Source organism: Pseudoalteromonas ardens (genome assembly GCF_030125445.1).
GTDB classification, from domain to species: Bacteria; Pseudomonadota; Gammaproteobacteria; order Enterobacterales; family Alteromonadaceae; genus Pseudoalteromonas; species Pseudoalteromonas ardens.
Window position 1 is genome coordinate 1,298,988 of record NZ_JASJUV010000001.1, and the last position, 23,177, is coordinate 1,322,164.

9 protein-coding genes are annotated in these 23,177 nt (G+C 47.6%); 6 read left to right on the forward strand and 3 right to left on the reverse strand.

Annotation, left to right across the window (positions count from 1 at the left end; translation table 11 throughout):
• Nucleotides 1-56: 56 nt before the first annotated feature.
• The 5 genes from QNM19_RS04785 (at nt 57) to QNM19_RS04805 (ending at nt 18,204) form a co-directional block, all read left to right on the forward strand.
• Nucleotides 57-10,292, forward strand: a complete 10,236-nt coding sequence (locus tag QNM19_RS04785) for an Ig-like domain-containing protein (RefSeq protein WP_465250995.1) — start codon at nt 57-59, stop codon at nt 10,290-10,292.
• Between the two features lie 263 nt (nt 10,293-10,555).
• On the forward strand, nt 10,556-12,214 hold the full coding sequence (locus QNM19_RS04790) for an O-antigen ligase family protein (RefSeq protein WP_284026403.1): 1,659 nt from the start codon (nt 10,556-10,558) through the stop codon (nt 12,212-12,214).
• A 156-nt stretch (nt 12,215-12,370) separates the two neighbouring features.
• Complete coding sequence (locus QNM19_RS04795) at nt 12,371-12,682, forward strand: hypothetical protein (protein WP_049864482.1); 312 nt, start codon at nt 12,371-12,373, stop codon at nt 12,680-12,682.
• A 15-nt stretch (nt 12,683-12,697) separates the two neighbouring features.
• Nucleotides 12,698-17,149, forward strand: coding sequence for a hypothetical protein (locus QNM19_RS04800; protein ID WP_284026404.1), 4,452 nt, complete (start codon nt 12,698-12,700; stop codon nt 17,147-17,149).
• Nucleotides 17,150-17,268: 119 nt separating this feature from the next.
• Entirely contained in the window at nt 17,269-18,204 is a 936-nt protein-coding gene (locus QNM19_RS04805; RefSeq protein WP_284026405.1) for a class I SAM-dependent methyltransferase, read from the forward strand.
• Here the strand turns inward: QNM19_RS04805 and QNM19_RS04810 are convergent.
• From QNM19_RS04810 to rtcR, 3 genes are all read right to left on the reverse strand, one after another.
• Nucleotides 18,201-18,944: a substrate-binding periplasmic protein gene (locus QNM19_RS04810; RefSeq protein ID WP_082225430.1), complete on the reverse strand. Its 744-nt coding sequence runs from the start codon at nt 18,942-18,944 to the stop codon at nt 18,201-18,203. The two genes, QNM19_RS04805 and QNM19_RS04810, sit on opposite strands and share 4 nt — an antisense overlap.
• 145 nt (nt 18,945-19,089) lie before the next feature.
• On the reverse strand, nt 19,090-19,851 hold the full coding sequence (locus QNM19_RS04815) for a hypothetical protein (protein WP_049864484.1): 762 nt from the start codon (nt 19,849-19,851) through the stop codon (nt 19,090-19,092).
• 177 nt (nt 19,852-20,028) lie between these two features.
• On the reverse strand, nt 20,029-21,624 hold the full coding sequence (gene rtcR / locus QNM19_RS04820; protein WP_284026406.1) for an RNA repair transcriptional activator RtcR: 1,596 nt from the start codon (nt 21,622-21,624) through the stop codon (nt 20,029-20,031).
• 315 nt (nt 21,625-21,939) lie between these two features.
• Between rtcR and QNM19_RS04825 the strand changes: the two genes are divergently transcribed.
• A complete protein-coding gene (locus tag QNM19_RS04825; protein ID WP_049864485.1) occupies nt 21,940-23,166 on the forward strand; it encodes an RtcB family protein in 1,227 nt (408 codons plus the stop codon).
• The last annotated feature ends 11 nt before the right edge of the window (nt 23,167-23,177 follow it).

Consider the following 23,177-nt stretch of genomic DNA (forward strand, 5'->3'; position numbering starts at 1 on the left):
CCATCACCACCCCGATTGAAACGGATGGTATCGTTAATGCCGCAGAAGACAACGACGTGCTGATCGCCGGCTCAGGCGCTGAGTCCGGCAACAGCGTGACGGTAACCATTACGGATAACAATTCAACGGTCAGTCGTACTGTGACCGCAGACAGCTCAGGCAATTGGACACTGAGCGGCAGTGAGCTGGACGTCAGTGGCCTGAACAATGGCACGTTAACCGTGTCGGCCACACAAACGGATACGGCGGGCAACACTTCGACTGCTGCGACTCAGACGGTTACATTAGATAATGCAGCGCCTTCGGCACTGACCATTACCACACCGATAGAAACCGATGGGATCGTCAATGCCGCAGAAGACAACGATGTGCTGATCGCTGGTTCTGGTGCCGAATCGGGCAACAGCGTCACCGTGACTATCACAGATAACAATTCAACGGTCAGTCGTACTGTGACCGCAGACAGCTCAGGCAACTGGACGCTGAGCGGCAGTGAGCTGGACGTCAGTGGCCTGAACAATGGCACGTTAACCGTGTCGGCCACGCAGACAGATACGGCAGGCAACAGCTCGACCGCAGCGACTCAAAGCATAACGCTGGATAACGCAGCGCCGTCGGCACTGACCATCACCACACCGATTGAAACCGATGGGATCGTTAACGCCGCAGAAGACAACGATGTGCTGATCGCCGGTTCTGGCGCTGAGTCGGGCAACAGCGTGACGGTAACCATTACGGATAACAATTCAACAGTCAGCCGCACCGTGACCGCAGACAGTTCAGGAAACTGGACGCTGAGCGGCAGTGAGCTGGACGTCAGTGGCCTGAACAATGGCACGCTAACCGTGTCGGCCACACAGACGGATACGGCAGGCAACAGCTCAACCGCAGCGACGCAAAGCATTACGCTGGATAACGCAGCGCCTTCGGCACTGACCATCACCACACCGATTGAAACGGATGGGATCGTTAACGCAGCAGAAGATAATGACGTGCTGATCGCTGGTTCTGGTGCAGAGTCCGGCAACAGCGTCACCGTGACCATCACAGATAACAATTCAACAGTTAGCCGCACTGTGACTGCAGACAGCTCAGGCAACTGGACGCTGAGCGGCAGTGAGCTGGACGTCAGTGGCCTGAACAATGGCACGTTAACCGTGTCGGCCACACAGACGGATACGGCAGGCAACAGCTCTACCGCAGCGACGCAAAGCATTACGCTGGATAACGCAGCGCCTTCGGCACTGACCATCACCACACCGATTGAAACCGATGGCATCGTTAACGCCGCAGAAGACAACGATGTGCTGATCGCCGGTTCAGGCGCGGAGTCCGGCAACAGCGTCACCGTGACCATCACGGATAACAATTCAACAGTCAGCCGCACTGTGACCGCAGACAGCTCAGGTAATTGGACGCTGAGTGGTAGTGAGCTGGACATCAGTGGTTTAAACAATGGCACGTTAACCGTGTCGGCCACACAGACGGATACGGCGGGTAATACCTCTACCGCAGCGACGCAGAGCATTACCCTGGATAACGCAACACCATCTGGCCAATCGGTAGCGATAGATCAAACATTGATCAATCGAGATAACGAATCGGCGCTTAGCTTTACCTTATCTGGTCTGGAAGGGAGCGGCACATTTACCTATCAAGTCAGTGATGGCACCAATACGGTATCAAGCGACAGCGCTACAACAGTCACGGCAAGTAGCCAGCAAGTAACGGGCATCAATGTTAGTACGCTCAATGAGGGAACCTTGACACTGACTGTAATTGTATCCGATGCAGCAGGCAATGCTGCAGAAGGGATCACGGCGACGGTGACTAAACAGTATAATGTTGCTCCTGTGTTGTCAGGCACACCAGCTGCCACAGTAAATGAAGATGAAGCTTACAGCTTTACTCCGACACTGACTGATTCAGATGACGATGATACACACACCTTTAGCATTGTGAATAAGCCTGGCTGGGCAGAATTCAATACGACAACGGGTGCGCTTACCGGGACGCCTACGGACAGTGATGTTGGCACGCATTCCAATATCCAAATATCGGTATCGGATGGCACTGAGCAAGCAACGCTGACAGCGTTCAGCATTGAAGTGGTCAATACCAATGATGCCCCGGTTGGGCAGGACTTTACCTTCACGCTGGATGAAGAAGCTACTTTGACAGTCACTGCAGCCAATGGTTTGTTAAGCACTGCTACAGACGATGATACGGACAGTGGTGACACGTTAACGGTAAGTGCAGTAAGCCAGCCACAATTTGGCCAGCTGTCCCTAAATACAGATGGTAGCTTTAGCTACCAGCATGATGGTAGTGAAAATCACAGCGATAGCTTTACCTTCCAGGTCGTTGACAGTAGCAATGCAACATCGGCGACCCGGACAGTTACACTGACTATCAATGCAGTCGCAGATGCGCCAACAGCGGTCAATGACACTGCGACAACAAATGAAGATGAAGCTGTCACCTTTAACCTGTTAAGCAACGACAGTGACCCAGAAGGTGATATGGTTGCTTCTTCAGCTGCGATAGTTACTCAGCCAACGAAGGGGTCAGTGTCTATTGAAAATGGGGTGGTCACTTATACACCAAATGCCAACGAAAATGGTCAGGACACCTTCACCTATACTGTAAAAGATGCTGCGCTGAATACATCGAGTGAAGCGACTGCGACAGTGACTATTACAGCGGTTAACGATACGCCCACTGTGCAGAACTTTGCGGTTAATATTGATGAAGACAATGCCAGTGATGCATTAGCTGTGCGTGCAGGGGCGAGCGACGTAGAAGATGGCAACCCGACTGGTGACATTGCTGTTGCAACGCAACCGACCAAAGGTAGTGTTGCGATAGACCAAAATGCTGGCACATTAGTTTATACCCCAAGTGCCAACGAAACCGGTACGGATAGCTTTACTTACACTATTACCGATAGTGAAGGCAGTACTTCAGAACCTGCAACTGTGTCAGTAACAATTGGCGCGGTGAATGATAAGCCAATTGTTGCAGACGATAGTGTGACCACCAATGAAGATGTGGGCGTGACCCTGGCTATATTGGATAATGACTCCGATGTGGAAGATGAAGGCTTTAACGGAGCGAATGTTACGCTTGAAGATCAGGGTAGCGGGGCCGGAAGCTATGCTAAGGCTGATGTAAGTATTCTGGCCGATGGTAGCTTGCAAATTTCACCTAAGCAGGATGAAAATGGCACCTTTAGCTTCACCTACACGCTAACTGATAGTGAGGGATTAACCTCAGATGCCGCAACGGTTACAGTTACTTTGACACCCGTTAATGATGCGCCTGTAGCAGTGGATAACATCGCTGAAGTGGCAGAAGAAGGGTCATTTGAAGTCAACGTGCTGGGTAATGATACCGATGTAGACGAGAATGACAGTTTCAATCTATCCAGTGTGACAGTTGTGCAAGCACCTGCTAGTGGTCAGGCGCAGGTCAACGCAGCCGGAGCAATTGTTTATACACCAAATGAAAACTTCTCTGGCGAGGATACATTTACCTATACGGTCGCTGATGCAGCCGGAGCTGTTTCTAATGAGGCAACTGTCACCATGACAGTAACCCCGGTGAACGATGCACCGGTGATTTCCGGTACACCTGCTACAGAGGTTAACGAAGATAGCAGTTACAGCTTTACGCCGACGTCCAGCGACGTTGATGGTGATACGCTGACGTTTAGCATTCAAAATGCGCCTCAATGGGCAACTTTTGATACGAGCACAGGCACCTTGTCTGGTACACCGTCAAATGATGATGTAGGTAGCTATCAGGGTATTGTGATCAGTGTGACAGATGGTACTGAAACAGTTAGCCTGACCTCCTTTGATATTACGGTATCTAATACCAATGATGCGCCAACTATTTCAGGCACACCTGCGACCAGTGTGAATGAAGACTCCGCGTATAGCTTTACGCCGAGCGCAAGTGATGTAGATTCGGGCGATACGTTGACATTCAGCATTGCAAATCAACCTGATTGGGCAAGCTTCGATACACAAACAGGCACACTTTCTGGTACACCTGCTAATGAACATGTTGGTACTACGTCCGACATCGTGATCAGTGTGAGTGATGGTTCAGAAACGGTCGCACTAACTGGATTCTCAATCACGGTTGTCAATACCAATGATGCGCCAGTCATATCAGGCACTCCGGCAACCAGTGTTAATGAAGATAGTGGCTATAGTTTTGTGCCCAGTGCATCGGACGTGGATGCGGGTGATACGCTAACGTTTAGTGTGGCTAATCTGCCTTCATGGGCAAGTTTCTCTACATCGACGGGCGCGATCAGTGGTACACCTGGTAATTCTGATGTTGGTGTCTATCAGGGTATTGTGGTCAGCGTGAGCGATGGCACTGAGACTGTGAGTCTTGATGCCTTTGCCATTACCGTTGTTAATGTTAACGACGCGCCAGTTATTACAGGTACTCCGGGTACCTCTGTGAATGAAGACAGTGCATACAGCTTCACGCCTGTGGCATCTGACATTGATGGGGACAGCCTGACGTTTAGCATTGCTAATAAACCAGACTGGGCAACTTTTGATACGAGCACAGGCACCTTGTCGGGTACTCCGGAAAATGGTGATGTGGGCACCAGCAGTGATATCGTTATCTCGGTCAGTGATGGTACTGTATCTGTGTCGCTTGCAGCTTTCTCCCTCACGGTTGTGAATACTAATGATGGACCTGAAATTAGCGGTACACCTGCGACCAGTGTAAATGAAGATGCAGCATACAGCTTCACGCCATCCGCATCGGATGTGGATGCAGGCGACGTGCTGACCTTTTCTGTCAGCAATAAACCAAGCTGGGCAAGTTTCAACACTGCAACAGGTACTCTATCTGGTACACCGACAGATGCCGACGTTGGTACAGATACTCAGATCGTGATTACGGTTTCAGATGGTATGGCTCAGCAGTCACTCAGTGCCTTTGATATTGAAGTAATCAATACTAACGATGCACCGACGGCACAAGACTTTAGCTTTGGCCTTGACGAAGGGCAGTTACTGACTGTTACTTCGACACTTGGCTTGCTCAGCACAGCAAGTGATGATGATTTAGATAGTGGAGACAGCCTGTCAGTTAGTGCACTGTCACAGCCTCAGCATGGTGTGCTCACCTTAAACGCTGATGGTAGCTTTAACTATCAACATGACGGCTCAGAGAGCACCAGCGATAGCTTTACCTTCCAGGTAACGGATGCGCAAAACGCAGCCTCTGCAACGCATACTGTGTCGTTAACAATTAATCCAGTTGATGAAGCACCGACAGCAGTTGACGACAGTGCAACTACAGATGAAGACACAGCGGTACAAATTGCTCTGTTGGACAACGACAGTGACCCAGAGGGCAATATGAATGCAGCTTCAGCTGTTGTTGTAACTGCGCCGAGCAAAGGAGCGGTCTCCATTGTTAATGGTATTGCCACTTATACGCCAGCGAGTAACGAAAACGGTCAGGATAGCTTTACTTACACGGTCGCAGATACTGCTCTCAATACGTCTGAACAGGCTACGGTGGTGGTGACAATTACACCAGTGAATGATATGCCTGTCGCAGCTAATTTAACGCTCAGCACAGATGAGGATACCCCTTCTGCTGCGCTAGCTGTGCGTGCAGCAGCAACAGATATTGAAGATGGCGTACCTTCAGGTGTTGTGACACTGACCAGCACGCCGAGTCTGGGTGTTGTGTCGCTTGACCAGGATGCCGGTACTTTGGTGTATACACCTAACACCAATGAGGTGGGTGAAGAGACCTTTACTTATACCATTGCGGACAGCGAAGGCTTGGTGTCTTCATCGGCAAACATTACAGTCAATATTGGTGCTATCAATGACCGTCCTGTGGTCGGTGACGATGCGGTAACCACAGACGAAGATGTAACGGTTGTTCTGGATATTCTTGCCAACGATTCAGATGTTGAAGATCAGGGCTTTAACGGTGCCAATGTCACCCTGGAAGATCAGGGTAATGGTGCCGGCAGTTATGCCAAAGCCGATGTCACCATTTTGGCCGATGGCACCCTGGAAATTGCACCTAAGCAAGACGAAACGGGCACATTCAGCTTCACCTATACACTTACTGACAGCGAAGGCCTTGCTTCATTACCTGCGACGGTAACTGTTACTTTAACACCGGTTAACGATGCGCCAGTAGCCGTTGACAACAGTGTTGAACTCCAGGAAGAAGGTGCTTTCGAAGTTAACGTGCTGGGCAATGACTTTGATGTAGATGAGGGCGATAGCTTCGATTTAAGCAGTGTTACTGTGGTAAATGCGCCGCAAAATGGCCAGACAACAGTCACAGCACAAGGCACTATTATTTATACTGCGAACACCAACTACTTTGGGGATGATAGCTTTACCTACACGGTGAGAGATGAGGCCGGCGCGGTATCAAATGAGGCCACCGTTTCTCTGAGTGTTACGCCGATAAATGATGCGCCAGTTGTTGAAGGGCAAGCGTTGTCGCTCAATGAAGATGAAACGTTGCTAGTTACGCTAAGTGGTACTGATCCGGACGCAGATACGTTGATATACAGCATTGTTTCAGGCGTGTCGTCGGGCGTATTGCAACAGCAATCTGACACAACCTGGCTGTACACACCGAATGCAGACTTTAATGGCTCTGACAGCTTTAGCTTTATGGCTAATGACGGGGCACTAGATTCGAATACGGCGACGGTGACGCTTACTGTTAATTCTGTGAACGATGCTCCGGTTATTTCAGGCACACCTGATACTTCGGTTGTGCACAACACACCATACAGCTTTACACCACAGGCGTCAGATGTCGATGGAGACGCACTGACATTTGCGATAACCAATCAGCCAGTGTGGGCTCAATTTGATACTGCAACCGGTACTCTGTCGGGTACGCCGAGCAGGGATGACGAAGGTGTTTACAGTAATATTGTGATCAGTGTGACCGATGGTACTGAGCAGGTTGCCTTGAGTGCATTTGAGATTGATGTTCAGTTTGTCAATAATCAGCCGATTGCCAACAACATGGATATTGCGGTGAATGAGGATGGCACGACCAGCTTTGTGGCCGACACATCTGATGAAGATGGCGATACCGTTACAGTATCCATTGATCGTCAGCCAGTGAGTGGCCTTCTGGTACTCCAGGGCAATACCTTCACCTATACACCGTTTGGAAACTTCAATGGACTGGACAGTTTCAGTTACATTGCTAACGACGGTAGCCTGGATTCAGCTGCCGGTGAAGTGAAGATCACCATTAACTCAGTGAATGATTTGCCGTTGGCTGTTAACGACAGCTTTGTTTTTGAGCCGCAGGCTAACAATACTTATACGCTCGATGTGCTGGCTAACGATACGGACGCTGATGCAGGAGATGTACTCAGTATTGTCGGTGCCAAAGCATCTGTAGGAAGTGTATCCATTGCTGATGGTGCATTGTCTTATCAGGCACAGGCAGACACTCAGGGCTTAATTGTCATTGATTATCTGATAGAGGATAGTCAAAAAGCGCGCAGTAAAGCGACCGCTCAGCTGCAAATTAACTCAGCGCCGGCGAATACGCTACCAGTTATCACTGTGCCAACAGACATAACCACCAATGCGACGGGATTATTTACTAAAGTGTCATTGGGTACGGCTACGGCTGTTGATGGTAATGGGAACACCATCGCAGTATCTTTGGTTGATGGTACAACCCTGTTTGCGCCAGGCACGCACTTTGTGTATTGGCAGGCTACAGATAGCCAGGGGCTGCAATCCATCGCGACGCAAAATGTGTTTGTTAATCCACTTATTTCATTGGAAAAAGACACCACGGTGGCAGAGGAGCAAAGCCATACAGTAAACGTATTCCTGAATGGCCCTGCACCGAGCTACCCTGTGACTATTCCATATACAATTTCGGGCACTGCAGACGCTGCGGATCATGATTTGGTCGATGGTCAGGTGGTGATTGAATCAGGCACTTCTGCGCAAATTAGCTTCAATGTGTTTGGGGATGGAGTCGTGGAAGGTAATGAAAGTATCGTTATTACTTTGGCTGACTCACTCAATAGAGGGGCAAAATCATCCTCAACCGTAACCATAGTAGAAGAGAACGTAGCGCCAACTATCTCTACCAGCGTCACTCAGGCGGGTGAAACGCGTTCTCTGTTGACAGTTAACGACGAATTGGTGATGGTAACAGCCACTGCCAGAGATGCAAATCCGCAAGACAATGTAACGCTGACCTGGAATTCTATTGATGATGCGCTAATTAACCTGGGCACAGAGGAAAATACGTTTGTCTTTAGTACTTCAGGGCTAGCGGAAGGCATTTATCAACTGACCGTAACTGCAACGGATGATGCTCAGCCTAGTCTTTCATCGGTAAGCGACATTTATCTGGAGGTTGTTGCTGAACTTCAGGTATTAACTCAGGTTGACACCGATGGTGACCTCATCCCTGATGATGAGGAAGGCTATGCGGATTCGGATGGAGATGGTATCCCTGACTTCCAGGATGCCATTACAGAGTGTAACGTTATGCAGGAACAAGCTGCTGAGTCGGCTCAGTATCTGGTTGAAGGTGAACCGGGTGTCTGTCTGCGTAAAGGTGCTACCGTCGCGCAAAACTCTACGGGTGGTGTTCAGTTGCTTGAAGATGAGCTACCGGGAGATGGGGATGCGATTAACATTGGCGGATTGTTTGACTTCATTGCAACAGGTTTACCACAGGCTGGCGATACATACACCATTGTAATTCCTCAGCGCAGACCTATTCCGGCGAATGCAGTCTATCGTAAACTCAAAAATGATGAGTGGGTGGACTTTGTTGTTTCCGGTGGCAACGCTATCTTGTCCGCGGCTGGCGAACCTGGATACTGTCCGCCTCCAGGCAGCAATGAGTGGACTGAGGGATTAGCAGAAGGTGACTGGTGTGTGCAACTACAAATTGTTGATGGTGGTCCAAATGATGATGATGGGATGGCCAACCGCAGCGTAGTTGATCCGGGTGGTATCGCTGTACCAAAAACCAACAATACCTTACCTGTCGCCACGGCTGATGAAGTCACCATTGCTTCAGGTCAACAAATTACGATTGATGTATTGGAAAATGACACTGATGCAGATGGCAACACCTTAACCATAACGGGAGCTACGGTCGATTTTGGTGCAGTTAGTATCGTGGATAACAAACTGGTCTATACGCCTCCGGCAACTTTTGTTGGCGTTGCAACGATCGAGTACAGCATTTCTGATGGACAGGGTGGTACGTCTAACAGTCAGGCTATTGTTAATCTGACCGTTAACAGCGCGCCGACCGCAATGCTGGATGTCGCGTCAACAGATGACAGAACAAGCCTGGTTATCGATGTACTTGCCAATGATAGTGATGCAGATGGGGATGAGTTATTCCTGATTAGTGCGGTTGCAACGCATGGCAAGGCAACAATCAATATCGATGGTACACTGACCTATGAGCCTAAAGTGGGCTTCTCAGGGGAAGACATCATTGTGTATCAGGTGAGAGATAGCAAAGATGCAGTGAGTAAGGGGATAGTTAAAGTGACAGTCTCTGGATATCAAACTGTGAATGTAGAAAATAAATCTTCAGGTGGTCTGGGAGGACTATTAGTGATAATGATGTCGGCATTAATTTTACGTCGTCGCAGAAATAGCAAGCTGCCAGCTTATACCCTGCTTACAACGAGCTGCTTACTGGCAGATCCCGCGTTGGCAGAGCAATGGCGCGCAGAAGCCATGATTGGAAAGGCTGAAGCGGACTATCACGCCCCGACGTCTGTTGGCGGATTAACCGTAGGTACGGTTGATGATAGTAGTGAGTCCTGGTCAGCTGGAGCTTATTATGAGCTAATGCCAAAATGGGAAGTTGGGATCCGTTATATAGATTTGGGCCAGGGGCGTCTTGCCTTAACTGGCCAGTCTTTAACTCCGGATACTGCACATGAGTTGGTGGCACGAGCTACGCCGGTATTGCCTGAGGGTTTTGCATTGCAAACCGGGTATGAGCTGCTTCGTCATGAACGCTTCAGTGCTGCATTGTTCCTGGGTGCTTTCGACTGGAAATATCAGCTTGATAGTACACGTAACAATAAGCATCTGCTGCAATATGAGAAAGAAGGGACCAGCGCCTATGGTGGTATCACTCTGGGCTATGATGTCTTGGAAAATACGGCAATCAATGTGAGTTATAGTTACTACAATATCAGTGAAAATGCCGTCAGTGAGATATCTGCTGGCGTTAGTCTGAAATTCTGATTGCGTTTTATCTAACCCGGGGTTGTTTATAACAATCCTGGGTTGTTTTTCCTGCATAAAAATACGACAGCGATTTTTTGCGCTGTGGTAAATATTAAAATACCCACCCCACGCCATCAAAAAATTTGATTCCAGCGTACATATACATACATTTCATGCAGCGAGTATGCTAGAGTCCGCATAGCAAGTACCTGTATAGCCTACGATTAAGCAAGCAATTAGGGTTTTCAGGGTGTAGTCAGTTGTAGTAATGGAGAGTAATTTTGCGTAGTAACGGAATGAGCGCTGGCGTCCCCTGGACTGGTGTACTGATTATTCTTGTTTCGGTGTTGATATCCATAGTTTCCTCGGATGCCTTTTTTTACAAGTTTGATGTACCAAAATGGATAGTGTTCGATTTATTTATCTGCGCCTCTCTGGCTTACGCCTATATTAAAAAGGTTGATATTGAAATAAGCCGCTTAGGTTGGCTGTGTATTGCTTTATTGCTCCTGATGTTTGTGTCGTTATTGCATGCCGTTAACCACTATGAAGGGGCCGCGTTCATCCTTAGATATGTAGGAAGCGTGTTGCTCTCTTATTATTTGCTAAAAAATGTATGGCATAGATATGGCGTAGAATTGCTTTTCGATATCGTCATTTTTTCATCAATAATCTTCTCGTTGTTCTACATTGAATCCCGAATAAATCACTACGAATTGATTCATGTAACTGCATTTTCTTCATTCGGTTTCGTTAATAATCTGGGTCAGGTCCTCAATATTTGGTTGCCCGTTCTTGTTGCAGCGATATTGTACCAGGGGAAATTAAATGCGCGCTCAGTCTTGGGCACCTTATCTTTTATTGTCTGTATTTCTGCGTTACTTGAGTCAGGTACTCGCGGTACTATTCTAGGCTTGTTCTTAGGGGAAGCAATTTTATTTTTACTGGTACTAAATAAGTTAAAACGCCAGGCATTTACCTATCTTGTTATCACTGCCAGCTTAATTGTCGGAGGTGTTGCATACAGTCATTTAAGTGACGGGATGAATGAGAAATTACAAAGTATTAAAAACCTTGAAACAGGGCGAACAGAGTTATTTGCCAATACGTTTGATATGATCCTGGATAAACCGCTTGGGGTTGGGGTCAATAATTTTGAATATATTCACCCGAAATACGCGAAGCTAGGTACTGAAGAAAAATCGCCTATGGTTGGTGAAAAAATGGTACTAAAAACGCCACATAATATACTTCTGAAGTTTTATAGTGAAACCGGTTGGCTCGGAGGGGTGGTGTTCTCCGCGATACTCGCATTGATATTGTTTAAATCTATGGTTAATGCCTATTATGGTAATCAAAGTGATAGGTGGCTACTTGTTGCCGTGGTATCAACTTTGTTTCACTCACTGTTTACTGCACTCTTTTTGACGCCCGGAAGCCTGTTTTTCGCAACACTCTTGTTCTCATTTGTGCTGTATAGAAATAAGGCATTAGTTGGTGAAAAGACTGCTAGCATGCAGTTTATTAGCTTTAACTTTTTACCTGTTTTATTGATTATATATGCAGGCTTTTTTTCAACCAATCATTTGGCAAATTACTATGCCCACACTGGGTATGTGTCGGGCAATCAAGTATACATGCAACGAAGCTTTGAACTAAACCCTTACGATAGCAAAGCGTTATTTGACTACTATGTTCTTCAGAGACATTTTTACAAAGATAATGAGAAAGCGCTAAGCGCACTAGAACGTTTTTTGCCATTGTATCCTTATCATACAGGTGGGCTTCTTGCGAGCGCTGAACTTATGATACAGCGTCATGACTATGCAGGAGCAATGAACAAACTGGATTTTCTTTTAACATTTTATCCTGATCTAACGCGTGCTCACGAAATGAAAGCTATTGCACAAAAACAGTTGGGGCAGCCAGCTTCACTTTGACAGGCTTTTCTCTATGGGGAGTTTTATTCCCATTAAGGTTCTGTAAAAAAAGAAAAAAATGTTGTTTGTTATAAAGTGTATTGATAGACTGCGTTTGATCTATGGACCGACAATAGTTCCAAATTTAAAAATAATACTAATTTCAGGAAGAAGAAAATGACTAAGGATTTACCTTCATTGTTGTTGGCGGTGATAATGGTTGCATCGCTTTCAGCTTGTGGGTCAGGAGACAGTAAAGATACGGCACCGCTAGATGGAAAAGACACTGGTGTTGTAAAACCTGATCCCAAACCAAACCCTACTCCAGGAAAGGCGATACATACTGTATCCCAAACGGCACAAGCCCAGCCTGTTATTCAAAACGCTTCATCAGGACGTCATGATTTAAAAGCTTCAACGGTTATCGTGATTCAGAAAGCGAGTTCCAACAATTTCCAATTAGACAATGCTCAAACTGCTCTAGACTAACTTTTAAGGGATATTATGTTTAAAGTTAACGCGTTAGCCGCGATGATTGCTGCTGCCAGTGCTATTTCTATGCCTGCAATTTCAGCTCAATTAAACCACCAGGGTACGTTGACCAACTCAAATACTCAAGAAGTAGTTAACGATACACTGACCATCACATTTACGCTTTATGCAAACGATCAAAATCTCTGGCAGGAAGTCAGGGAAGTTCAGGTTGTAGATGGCCAATACAGTGTTCGCCTCGGTGAGAACAATGACATTGATGCTGCTATTTTCCAAAATACAGAACTCGAGCTGGGCATTAAGGTTGGAGACGATATTGAAATGTCTCCTCGTTTGCGAATTGATGCTGTGCCTAGCGCATACTACGCCGATGTATCTGGATCAGTAAAAGGTTCTGTTGATGCGACGCAAGTTTCAGTTGCAGGGATCCCTGTGATTAATGAGAACGGCGAGTGGGTTGGTTCTACCGTTGGTTTAAAAGGTGAACCTGGTGCCGATGGTCGTGACGGTATTGATGGTGCAGATGGCGCTGACGGTAAAGATGGTGCTGATGGCCAGGATGGTGCGCCGGGTGCCAACGGTCTTGATGGAGCCAAAGGTGAGAAAGGTGATCAAGGTGAAAAGGGTGAGCAAGGCGTCCAGGGCGAGAAGGGCGACCAAGGTGAACAAGGGGAGCAGGGCGAAAAAGGTGACAAAGGCCTTCAGGTTAAAGGTGCCTGGACAGAGCTTGCTGCCTACGTTGTGGACGATTTAGTTAGCTTTAATGGAAGTGCTTATATTGCCATTGCTGATGTTGCAGCAGTAGAAGAAGGCGGTGAAGCAAACCCTTCGCCGGATGTTGCAGCTCAATGGTTACAGTTGGTTGCTAAAGGTGAGCAAGGCGAAGCTGGCGTTGATGGAAAAGATGGCATTGATGGCGCCAATGGAGAGAAAGGTGACCAGGGTGAAAAAGGTGACCCGGGTGAAAAAGGCGAACAAGGTGAGAAAGGTGACCCGGGTGAAAAAGGTGAGCAAGGTGAGCCTGGTCTGAAAGGAGAGCAGGGCGAGAAAGGTGAGCAAGGTGACCAAGGTGACCAAGGTGAACCGGGTCAAAAGGGTGAGCCTGGTGAAAAAGGTGACCCGGGTGAAAAAGGTGATAAAGGGCTTCAGATCCGCGGCGTTTGGTCGCAACAGGATGCTTATGCCACTGATGATGTTGCGCTTTACAATGGCAGCGCATACGTTGCGATAGCGAATATCCCGTCAGCAGAAGAGGCTGGCAGTATTAACTTGTCTCCGGAAATAGCAACAGATAGCTGGTTGTTACTCGTCGCGAAAGGTGAACAGGGTGCCAATGGTGAACAAGGCGACCCGGGTGCTAAAGGGGAGCAAGGCGAACGCGGTGAAAAAGGTGACCCGGGCGAAAAAGGTGAGCCAGGTGCCAAAGGTGACCAAGGCGAGCAGGGTGAACGCGGTGAGAAAGGTGACCCGGGTGCGAAAGGCGACCAGGGTGCCAAAGGTGAACAAGGCGAAAAAGGCGACCGCGGTGAGAAAGGTGACCCGGGCGCGAAAGGTGACCAGGGTGCTAAAGGTGATCAAGGTGAAAAAGGCGATCGCGGTGAGAAAGGCGATCAGGGTGAAAAAGGCGATCAAGGCGAGAAGGGAGACCGAGGCGAGCAAGGTGAGAAAGGCGAAAAAGGTGATCGTGGCCTGACTGTTAAAGGCGATTGGTCTTCGGAATCCGGGTATAGCGCAAATGATGTTGTTGTTCATGAAGGACAAGCATATATCGCTCGGGTAGATATCATCGCGACGCAGGAATCGGGTTCAATTAACGAGGCGCCTGCAACTTCTAATAACTGGTTATCTCTATTCGCGGGAGTCGGTTCTGGCATGCCAGGTAAAGATGGCCTGGATGGCCAAGACGGTAAAGATGGTCTACCTGGTCAGGATGGCGTAAATGGTCAGAATGGTGAGCGCGGCGAAAAAGGCGACCCTGGTGATAAAGGAGATAAGGGCGACAAAGGAGAGCAGGGCGAACAAGGTGAACGCGGCGAAAAAGGTGACCCGGGAGATAAAGGAGAGCAGGGCGACAAAGGTGACCGTGGCGAGCAAGGTGAGCGTGGCGAAAAAGGTGACCCGGGCGATAAAGGAGATAAGGGTGATAAAGGTGACCAGGGTGAACAGGGCGAACGCGGTGAGAAAGGTGACCAAGGTGAAAAAGGTGACCAGGGTGAAAAAGGTGAAAAAGGTGATCGAGGTCTGACTATCAAAGGTGATTGGTCAGCAGAATCGGCCTACAGTACGGATGACGTGGTTGTACACGAAGGACAAGCCTATATTGCGCGAGTCGATATATTAGCAACCGAAGAATCTGGTACGGTTAACCCTGCCCCAGCACTTTCTAATGACTGGCTGTCTCTGTTTGCTGGCATTGGCTCTGGCATGCCGGGTAAAGACGGTTTAGATGGTAAAGACGGTGCGCCGGGTAAAGATGGCGTTGATGGCAGCGATGGTGCGCCGGGCGCAGATGGTGCTCCTGGTAAAGACGGTGCACCAGGTAAAGATGGTGTTGACGGCGCCCCGGGTAAAGACGGTGAAGATGGCGCTCCAGGTAAAGACGGTGAAGATGGTGCCCCAGGTAAAGACGGTGAAGATGGTGCCCCTGGTAAGGATGGTGCTCCTGGCGAGAAAGGGTTGCAAGTAAAAGGCGTATGGAGTGCTCAGTCTGGCTATGACATTGATGATGTCGTTACATTCCAGGGCAGTGCGTATATAGCGTCTGTCGCAGTGGCAGCGACCGATGGTACTAATATGTCACCTGTTGAGGATGTACAAAGCTGGCATCTGTTAGTTGCTAAGGGGTCAACGGGCATTAACTTTATTGCGTCTGGGTACTTGCTAACCACAGAGTATGTAGCGGGAGACGTGATCAGCTACATGGGCAGTGCATTCATAGCGACTCAGGAAGTCATAGGTGTTCCGCCTATGGATTCTCAAGGTAATATTCAGCAGCCGTGGTCTATTCTGGCTAAAGGCGTAGATTATGACGAAGAACAGCTGGTTAAACGTGCTGAACTACCAAATTTCGAGACCTTTGCGCTAAACTCTGACGTAACGCAAATGCTGTCCAGCTATGCGACCGCAACTCAACTAACTCAGGCCTTGACTACAAAGGCAAATCAAAGTGATGTAGATACCGCGCTGGCGAGCAAAGCGAACCAAAGTGATGTAAACACAGCATTGGCGGCTAAGGCGAACCAAAGTGATGTAGATACCGCGCTGGCGAGCAAAGCGAATCAAAGTGATGTAAACACAGCATTGGCGGCTAAGGCGAACCAAAGTGATGTAGATACCGCGCTGGCGAGCAAAGCGAATCAAAGTGATGTAGACACAGCACTGGCGAGCAAAGCGAACCAAAGCGATGTAAACACAGCGCTGGCAAGCAAAGCGAATAAAAGTGATGTAGACACAGCACTGGCGGCTAAGGCGAATCAAAGTGATGTAAATACAGCATTGGCTGCAAAGGCGAATCAGGGCGATGTAGATACTGCATTGGCTGCGAAAGCAAACCAGAGTGATGTAAACACAGCACTGGCTGCGAAGGCAAACCAGAGCGATGTGGATACTGCACTGGCTGCGAAGGCAAACCTGAGTGATGTAAACACAGCACTGGCTGCGAAGGCAAATCAGAGCGATGTGGATACTGCACTGGCTGCGAAGGCGAACCAAACTGATGTTGATACAGCAATGGCCGCTAAGGCAAATCAGGCTGATATGTTGACGGCTCTTGCATCGACGCTTAAGTTCACACCAACCAAGCTAGCTTGGTCTTCTGAGCATGCTTACCAAACCGGAGAGGTTGCACGTGTAGAATTTAACAACAGCCTTTATGTTGCAACTCAGAGCATTGCAGCAACAAGCTCTGCTAAATCGCCAATTCTGGATACACAGCGTTGGTCCTTATTACTCAAAGGCGATGCACCGAGTGTTAAAAATGTTATGTTTGTAACAAGTACAGAGCACACAGCAGCTATGGGAGGCGTCACAGGGGCAGATAACATCTGTAACAATTTGGCCAATGGGGTTGATTCTAAGGTGCCAGCGGGAACATACAAAGCGCTATTGAGTTCTGCAAGTTCCAAAGTTAACAGCTCTCTTAGTGTCTATAGCATTAATGGAGATTTAATTGCAAACTCCGGTGCAGATTTATGGAATACCCGTTCGGTGCCATTGCTGTCTGGAATTGTCTATGATGAAAAAGGCAACGATGTATCCGGATCACGCGTATGGACCAATATGACTGCTCTGGGCACTACAGTGCATTGGGATGTATGCAATGGCTGGACTAGTGAGTCGTCTTTTGATCTCTACTCATTTGAGGGCGCTATGACAGGCATTGCTGGCTCACTCTCTTCTGACTGGGTATCGCAAAGTAACATGAGTTGCTCATCTAAAGCGCGTCTATATTGTGTTAAACAGTAGTATTTGAACAACTTTAGTAGTAAAAGCCCGGCCGATTTGAGCCGGGCTTTTTTGTTATTTGCATCAGGCAAAGAAACCCAAGTAAAATAAGGGTCAATATTGAAAAATACGCAAAGTAAATGACAGCCACACCACTTTCCACCTTATTGCACCACCTTTCTCAACAGACATTACCCAATGAAGTGTGTCGTCTTTTTCATGGCCGCGGTCGTTGTTATCCAGGGCTGGAACAAATCACGGTAGATTGGCTTCAGGGGCAACTCCTGATCTCATTATTTAAACAACATGATCAGCAATGGCTTGATGCGCTTAGATCTGAATTACTGAAGCTGGTTGAGTCTCAGCCATGGGCTGAGCGGGTGTCAGCCGTGATACTGCAACACCGGTATGCCAGTGGTGCGCCTGTTGATCTGGTATATGGTGAGCTTTTAGCCATGCCTGTTGTAAACGAACAAGGCCTGAAGTTTGGCTTGTCTCTGGGGGCCAAGCAAAATATGGGGTTGTTCTTAGACATGCGACTGGGACGCCAGTGGGTGAAAGAACAGTCTGACGGCAAGCGAGTGCTGAATTTGTTTTCTTACACTTGTGGCTTCTCAGTTGCCGCGTTGGAAGGAAATGCTGAGCATGTTGTGAATCTCGACATGTCGAAAGCTGCACTGAAACAGGGCAAAGTAAACCACCAGCTAAATGGTCATGATATAAGTAAGGTGTCGTTTCTTGGTCACGAATTGTTTAAATCCTGGGGCAAAGTGAAAAAACTGGGCCCCTATGATTTAATCATCATTGATCCTCCTAGCTTTCAGAAGGGCAGTTTTGCGCTGACAAAAGATTATCAACGGATTTTAAGACGTCTGGGTGATTTACTGACTGAGCAGGGGAGTGTGCTGGCATGCGTCAATTCTCCTGATGTGAGTGCTCAGTTTTTAATAGACGAAATGGCCAGGGAAGCACCACAGATGCAATTTGAATCAAGGTTGCCAAATCCGCCAGAATTTCCAGACATCAATGAGGACAGCAGTCTAAAATGCCTGGTTTTTAATGCCAAAAGCGTTTAATTGAGCTGCCACTGGGAAAGAATTTGTTGATATTTTCCGGAGTCTTTCAGGCTTGCCAGTGCGCTCATCAGCTGGTCGGCCTGTTGCTGGTTAAAGTCCAGACTGGTTGCCAGGTGTAGCTCCGAAGGAAAAGCAGGCACAGCCAACTTTCGTTCAACCTGCTCAGCTGGCAACCCCAGTGCACTGAGCTCTTTGTTGATGGTTTGTGCGTTGGTCAGTACCAAATCAGTGCGCCCTTTGAACAGCATGTGCCACAAGGTCTGGTAGTGTGAGACCAGGACTAACTCGTGATCTTCTGAGTAGCCAGCAGCGCGTAAAAATCGTTCACTGTAATACCCGCGAATGGTGCTAACGCGATGCTGCCTGGCACTGTTTAAATCCTGAAGAGAAAAGGAGCGGTCTTTGAGGCCAATTAAGTAGGCCTGAGCGTGGCACATGACACCCAGAAATCGATAGTTTTGAGCACGTTCCGGGGTCTTTAACCAGGACAACAGCAGGGTATTGTCTTTTGCCCGCATTTCATGCAGCGCACGTGCCATTGGCATGATCTCTATTTGGCCTTGCAATCCGGTATGTGCGAGCAATTGTCTGGCAACCTCAACTAAGGCACCTGTGGGCTTACCTGTTGGGTCCAGATAATGATATGGAGGGAGGTCCTCTGCGACAAAACGAATGGTTGTGGTATGGCCGGATAAGGGTATCAGAGCAACAATAAAAACGAATAAAAACGTAAAACGCATAGACACACTACATACAGCCTAAAACCAGCAGTTTGCCGTGTTTCTGAGCAAAAATCTAGCTCAGCACCTCAGACCACCTGATAAGGGTACGCTCGAAATGCTGAGTAGAGCAGGGCACGGCTTTCAGTGGTCAGCCCTGCGAGGTTTAGTTTCTCAGGCGAATTTCAAATTTATCAGAGTAACGTTCCTGAACGGCTTTCGCAGAACTGCCGCTGGCATAGCTTGAGTCCACTGTACCTGCCCGGGTGCGGGCAAGGTAAAACTCTGCACTGCATTCCTGGCGGGTATTGATAGCGGTATCCTTTAACTCTTCGATTGCATTGAGGTCAATCACCAGCGTACCATCGTCAGTGAGCTGCTCGTTATTGACGTAAACAAAAATACTGTCGCCATCGTTTTTCTTACATTCAATTGTGAGTTTACTTTCAAATTTTGTGTCATCTTCTGTACCTGGCGTCCAGGTCAGTGTGAGTTCGTCATTCAGCGAAAAAGACTGGTTTTTTTGCGGGGTAATGATGTTAAACGGGCGAGGTAAGTTCATGGTTGTGGTCAGCGTTTTGTTTTCTGACCCTCTGGTAAAGTCGACTGTAAACTGAGTGCCACCTGACGTCACATCAAAAATTGCGCGGTAGTCCACGTCAAAGAGCTCGTCTTCTTCGCTCATAACCTGACTGATATTGGCCGCTCTTGCTACCAGCTTATCATTTGCAGTCAGTCTGATATTGTTACCGTTTGGACCATCAATATTAAGCTCTGCGATAACCCGAGACGTTTCACCTGTTGTTGTGACATAAATTTTAGACCAGATGGCCTCTGTTTTTACGTTCTCTGAGTTGGTCGTTTCTGTTGAGCACGCCAGCAGTGTCGAGCACGCCAACGCCAGGATAGAAAATTTAAAAGAATTCATGTTGTCCCTTACAGGTTTGAGTCATTACTGGCTTCATTCTAATCACGAACTGCAAAAGAAAACATGGTGTTTTACATTTTAAAACAAACAACGTGAATTTTTGAACACATTGCTGGGTGTGGACTCGTGCCATTGAATGGCGCAATATTATGCTCCACACCAGCGTAATGCTCTAATTTAGTGTAACTGAGACCAGGTTAACCCAAACTTGATTAAGTATTTCTGTAATCGGGTCGAATCATTCGCCTGTGATTTTTTAGTTCGGCTTACATTAAACAGTTCTCGACCGGCAGACGCCATACTAGCGTGACGTTTGCAAACCGAAAGTACGTGATTAAGTTGTTGAATATCAAAGTTATCAAGTGATGAGATTTGTTCCTCAGAGAGGTAGTTGGATAGTAAGTTCGGGCCAGCTCTCTCTTCGGTGTTTTGCCATGCACTTGCGAGCCTGTGAATTTCTCCATTCACATCATTGATTGAAATACGGGAAGAATCGGCCAGGGTACACAAGCGGGTAATTGCAGAGCTCAGATCCCGAAAATTAGCAGACCAAAGTGCTTCATGTGACATTGCAAACTGTTCAAATGCCAGTCTGGCTTCTTTGTTAAATTGTACTCGTTGTGTGTTTTTCTGAGCATATATGTCAAGTTCATAATCAATATTAGCCGGAATATCCTCCAGGCGCTCGCGCAGTGCCGGCAACTTAAAGGTCCAAAGGTTGATACGTGCCAGCAGATCTTCCCTGAAGCGGCCTTTCGCGACTTCAAGCCTCAAATCTTTGTTGGTGCCCGCGATTAACTGGAAGTCACTGTTGACTGTGCTGTCACTGCCAACAGGGTGAAAGGACTTATTTTCAATCGCATGAAGCAACATGGCTTGCTCTTCTAAACCCAGCTCGCCAATTTCGTCTAAAAACAACATGCCCTGATCGGCACTGAGCAGATAGCCGCTGCGTTCTTTTTGCGCACCTGTAAATGCCCCCTTGGTGTGGCCAAATAGGGCAGCCATGGCATTTTCACCTTTCAATGTCGCGCAGTTTACTGAGATCAAATCGCCTTTTAATTTCGACCTTCGCTTCTTGAGCTGAAAGATCCGAGTGGCCAGCTGGCTTTTACCTGCTCCGGTTGGCCCGGTCAATAACATGGGGTCACAGGAACGAATAGCAACTTTCTCTATTTGCGTAATGAGTTGGTTGAAGCCCTTGTTCTTAGTCTGAATGCCCCCTTTGAGAAATTCTTTACCTTCAAGGTGTTCATGGTCGAACCGGGTAGCAAGCTGATCATATTTGGAGAGATCTAAGTCAATGATCTGAATACGCCCGATTGACTTGTTGTGATTCGCCTTGTCCGGCGAAGTCTGGATCAAGCGGCCCGGAAAGTGACGGCTTTCGGTTAGCAGGAAACTACAGATCTGCACAACGTGCGTACCTGTTGTGATGTGGAACAGATACTCGTTATTGTCTGTATCGTACGTCTGTTGCTGGCACCAGTCATATAGTTTGGCATAGACCTCTTCAAAGTCCCAGGGGTCAATAAAGTTAATGTTATACAACTGGACCTGGGTTTCCGGAGAGATACTTTCTATGTCTACCGCAACATTAATTGCTAAACGCTCAGAGTGGTTGTCATGTAACAGGTGTAGTTCATCGATAACGAGATGTTCCTGGCTACACAAGCTTATGTTGGGTCGCCACTTGGACCATCGGTCAACTCGCTTACCAACAAAGTCCAGTTGTGAACCAATCAGGCTAACAGCAATCGTCTTTTTGCTCATATTGATGTATCTATATAGATATTTTTATATCTTAAATTCTACTTTTTATTCTCAATAAGTACCACTGTGATAATGGGTTGAGTCGTTAGTTGAGTTTTAAGTGATTTAAAAACAATGGTTTATGATTTTTTCTTTGCGATGCGATGCATTGGCACATAGCTTGATATGTATAGGTTCAATGTTTAATGGCGGTGATTTACATATCACACTGGTCGCTGAGCTTCGAAGAGATATATCCGGACGACAAACTCGCTTATGTCGTTGATGCTCTAGTGCACTGACGCTAAAACGTATGACAGATATCAGGAAAATAACATGAGTAGAAATTACAACGTAATAGAAAATGAGGGCATGGCCACCATTAAGGCATGGACTAAAGGGGTGCCGTTTGAAGAGCAAGCACAACAACAATTAAAAAATATAGCCAGTATGCCAATGGTGCATTCGCACATTGCGGTGATGCCCGATGTGCATATGGGCAAGGGAGCAACAATAGGGAGTGTGATACCGTCGGTTGATGCCGTGATCCCGGCTGCGGTTGGCGTGGATATTGGGTGCGGCATGGTGGCAACAAAAACCACACTGACAGCCAGTCAACTTCCGGATAATTTATCAGGTATTCGTCATGCCTTTGAGGCCGCAATACCCCATGGTAGAACGGGCAACAAGCGCAGGCAAAGAGATAGGGGAGCCTGGCATGCAATCCCTGAAGTCGTTGCTGCGCAATGGAAAACGCTTGAAGCAAGGTTTGAGCGGATCTGTGAAAAGCATCCGGCTATACGTCGGAGTAATCATGTAAATCACTTAGGTACAATGGGCACTGGCAATCACTTCCTGGAGTTGTGTCTGGATGAAAACAACGCCGTGTGGATTATGCTCCACTCAGGAAGTCGTGGAGTAGGAAACCGTATCGGCACTTATTTCATCGAACTGGCTAAAAAAGAGATGGAACGGCATCAGGTCAATCTGCCAGATATGGATTTAGCTTACTTATCCGAAGGTAGCGAATATTTTGATGATTATGTGGAAGCAGTGGAATGGGCGCAGGATTTTGCCAGGAAAAATCGCGAGATCATGATGCTTAATGCGATTGCCGCGCTGCGCAAAGCAATTCCGGTTGAGTTTTCTACCGCTGAGTTGGCCGTTAATTGCCACCACAACTACATCTCTCGAGAAGAACATTTTGGTAAAGCGTGTTTCGTGACTCGCAAAGGGGCTGTGAGGGCTGAAAAAGGAGAGATGGGTATTATACCGGGAAGTATGGGGGCACGTTCTTTTATTGTCAGAGGACTGGGTAATCCAGAGAGTTTTAATAGCTGTAGTCATGGTGCCGGCAGAGTAATGTCCCGAACTAAAGCAAAAAAAGTGTACAGCGTAAAAGATCAAATTGAAGCGACTCAGGGCGTAGAGTGTCGTAAGGACGAAGCGGTCATTGATGAGATACCGCACGCCTATAAAGATATAGAAAAAGTAATGGACGCGCAAAAAGATCTGGTTGAAGTGGTTTATACCCTGAAGCAAGTCGTTTGTGTGAAAGGGTAAGCAGGAGAGAA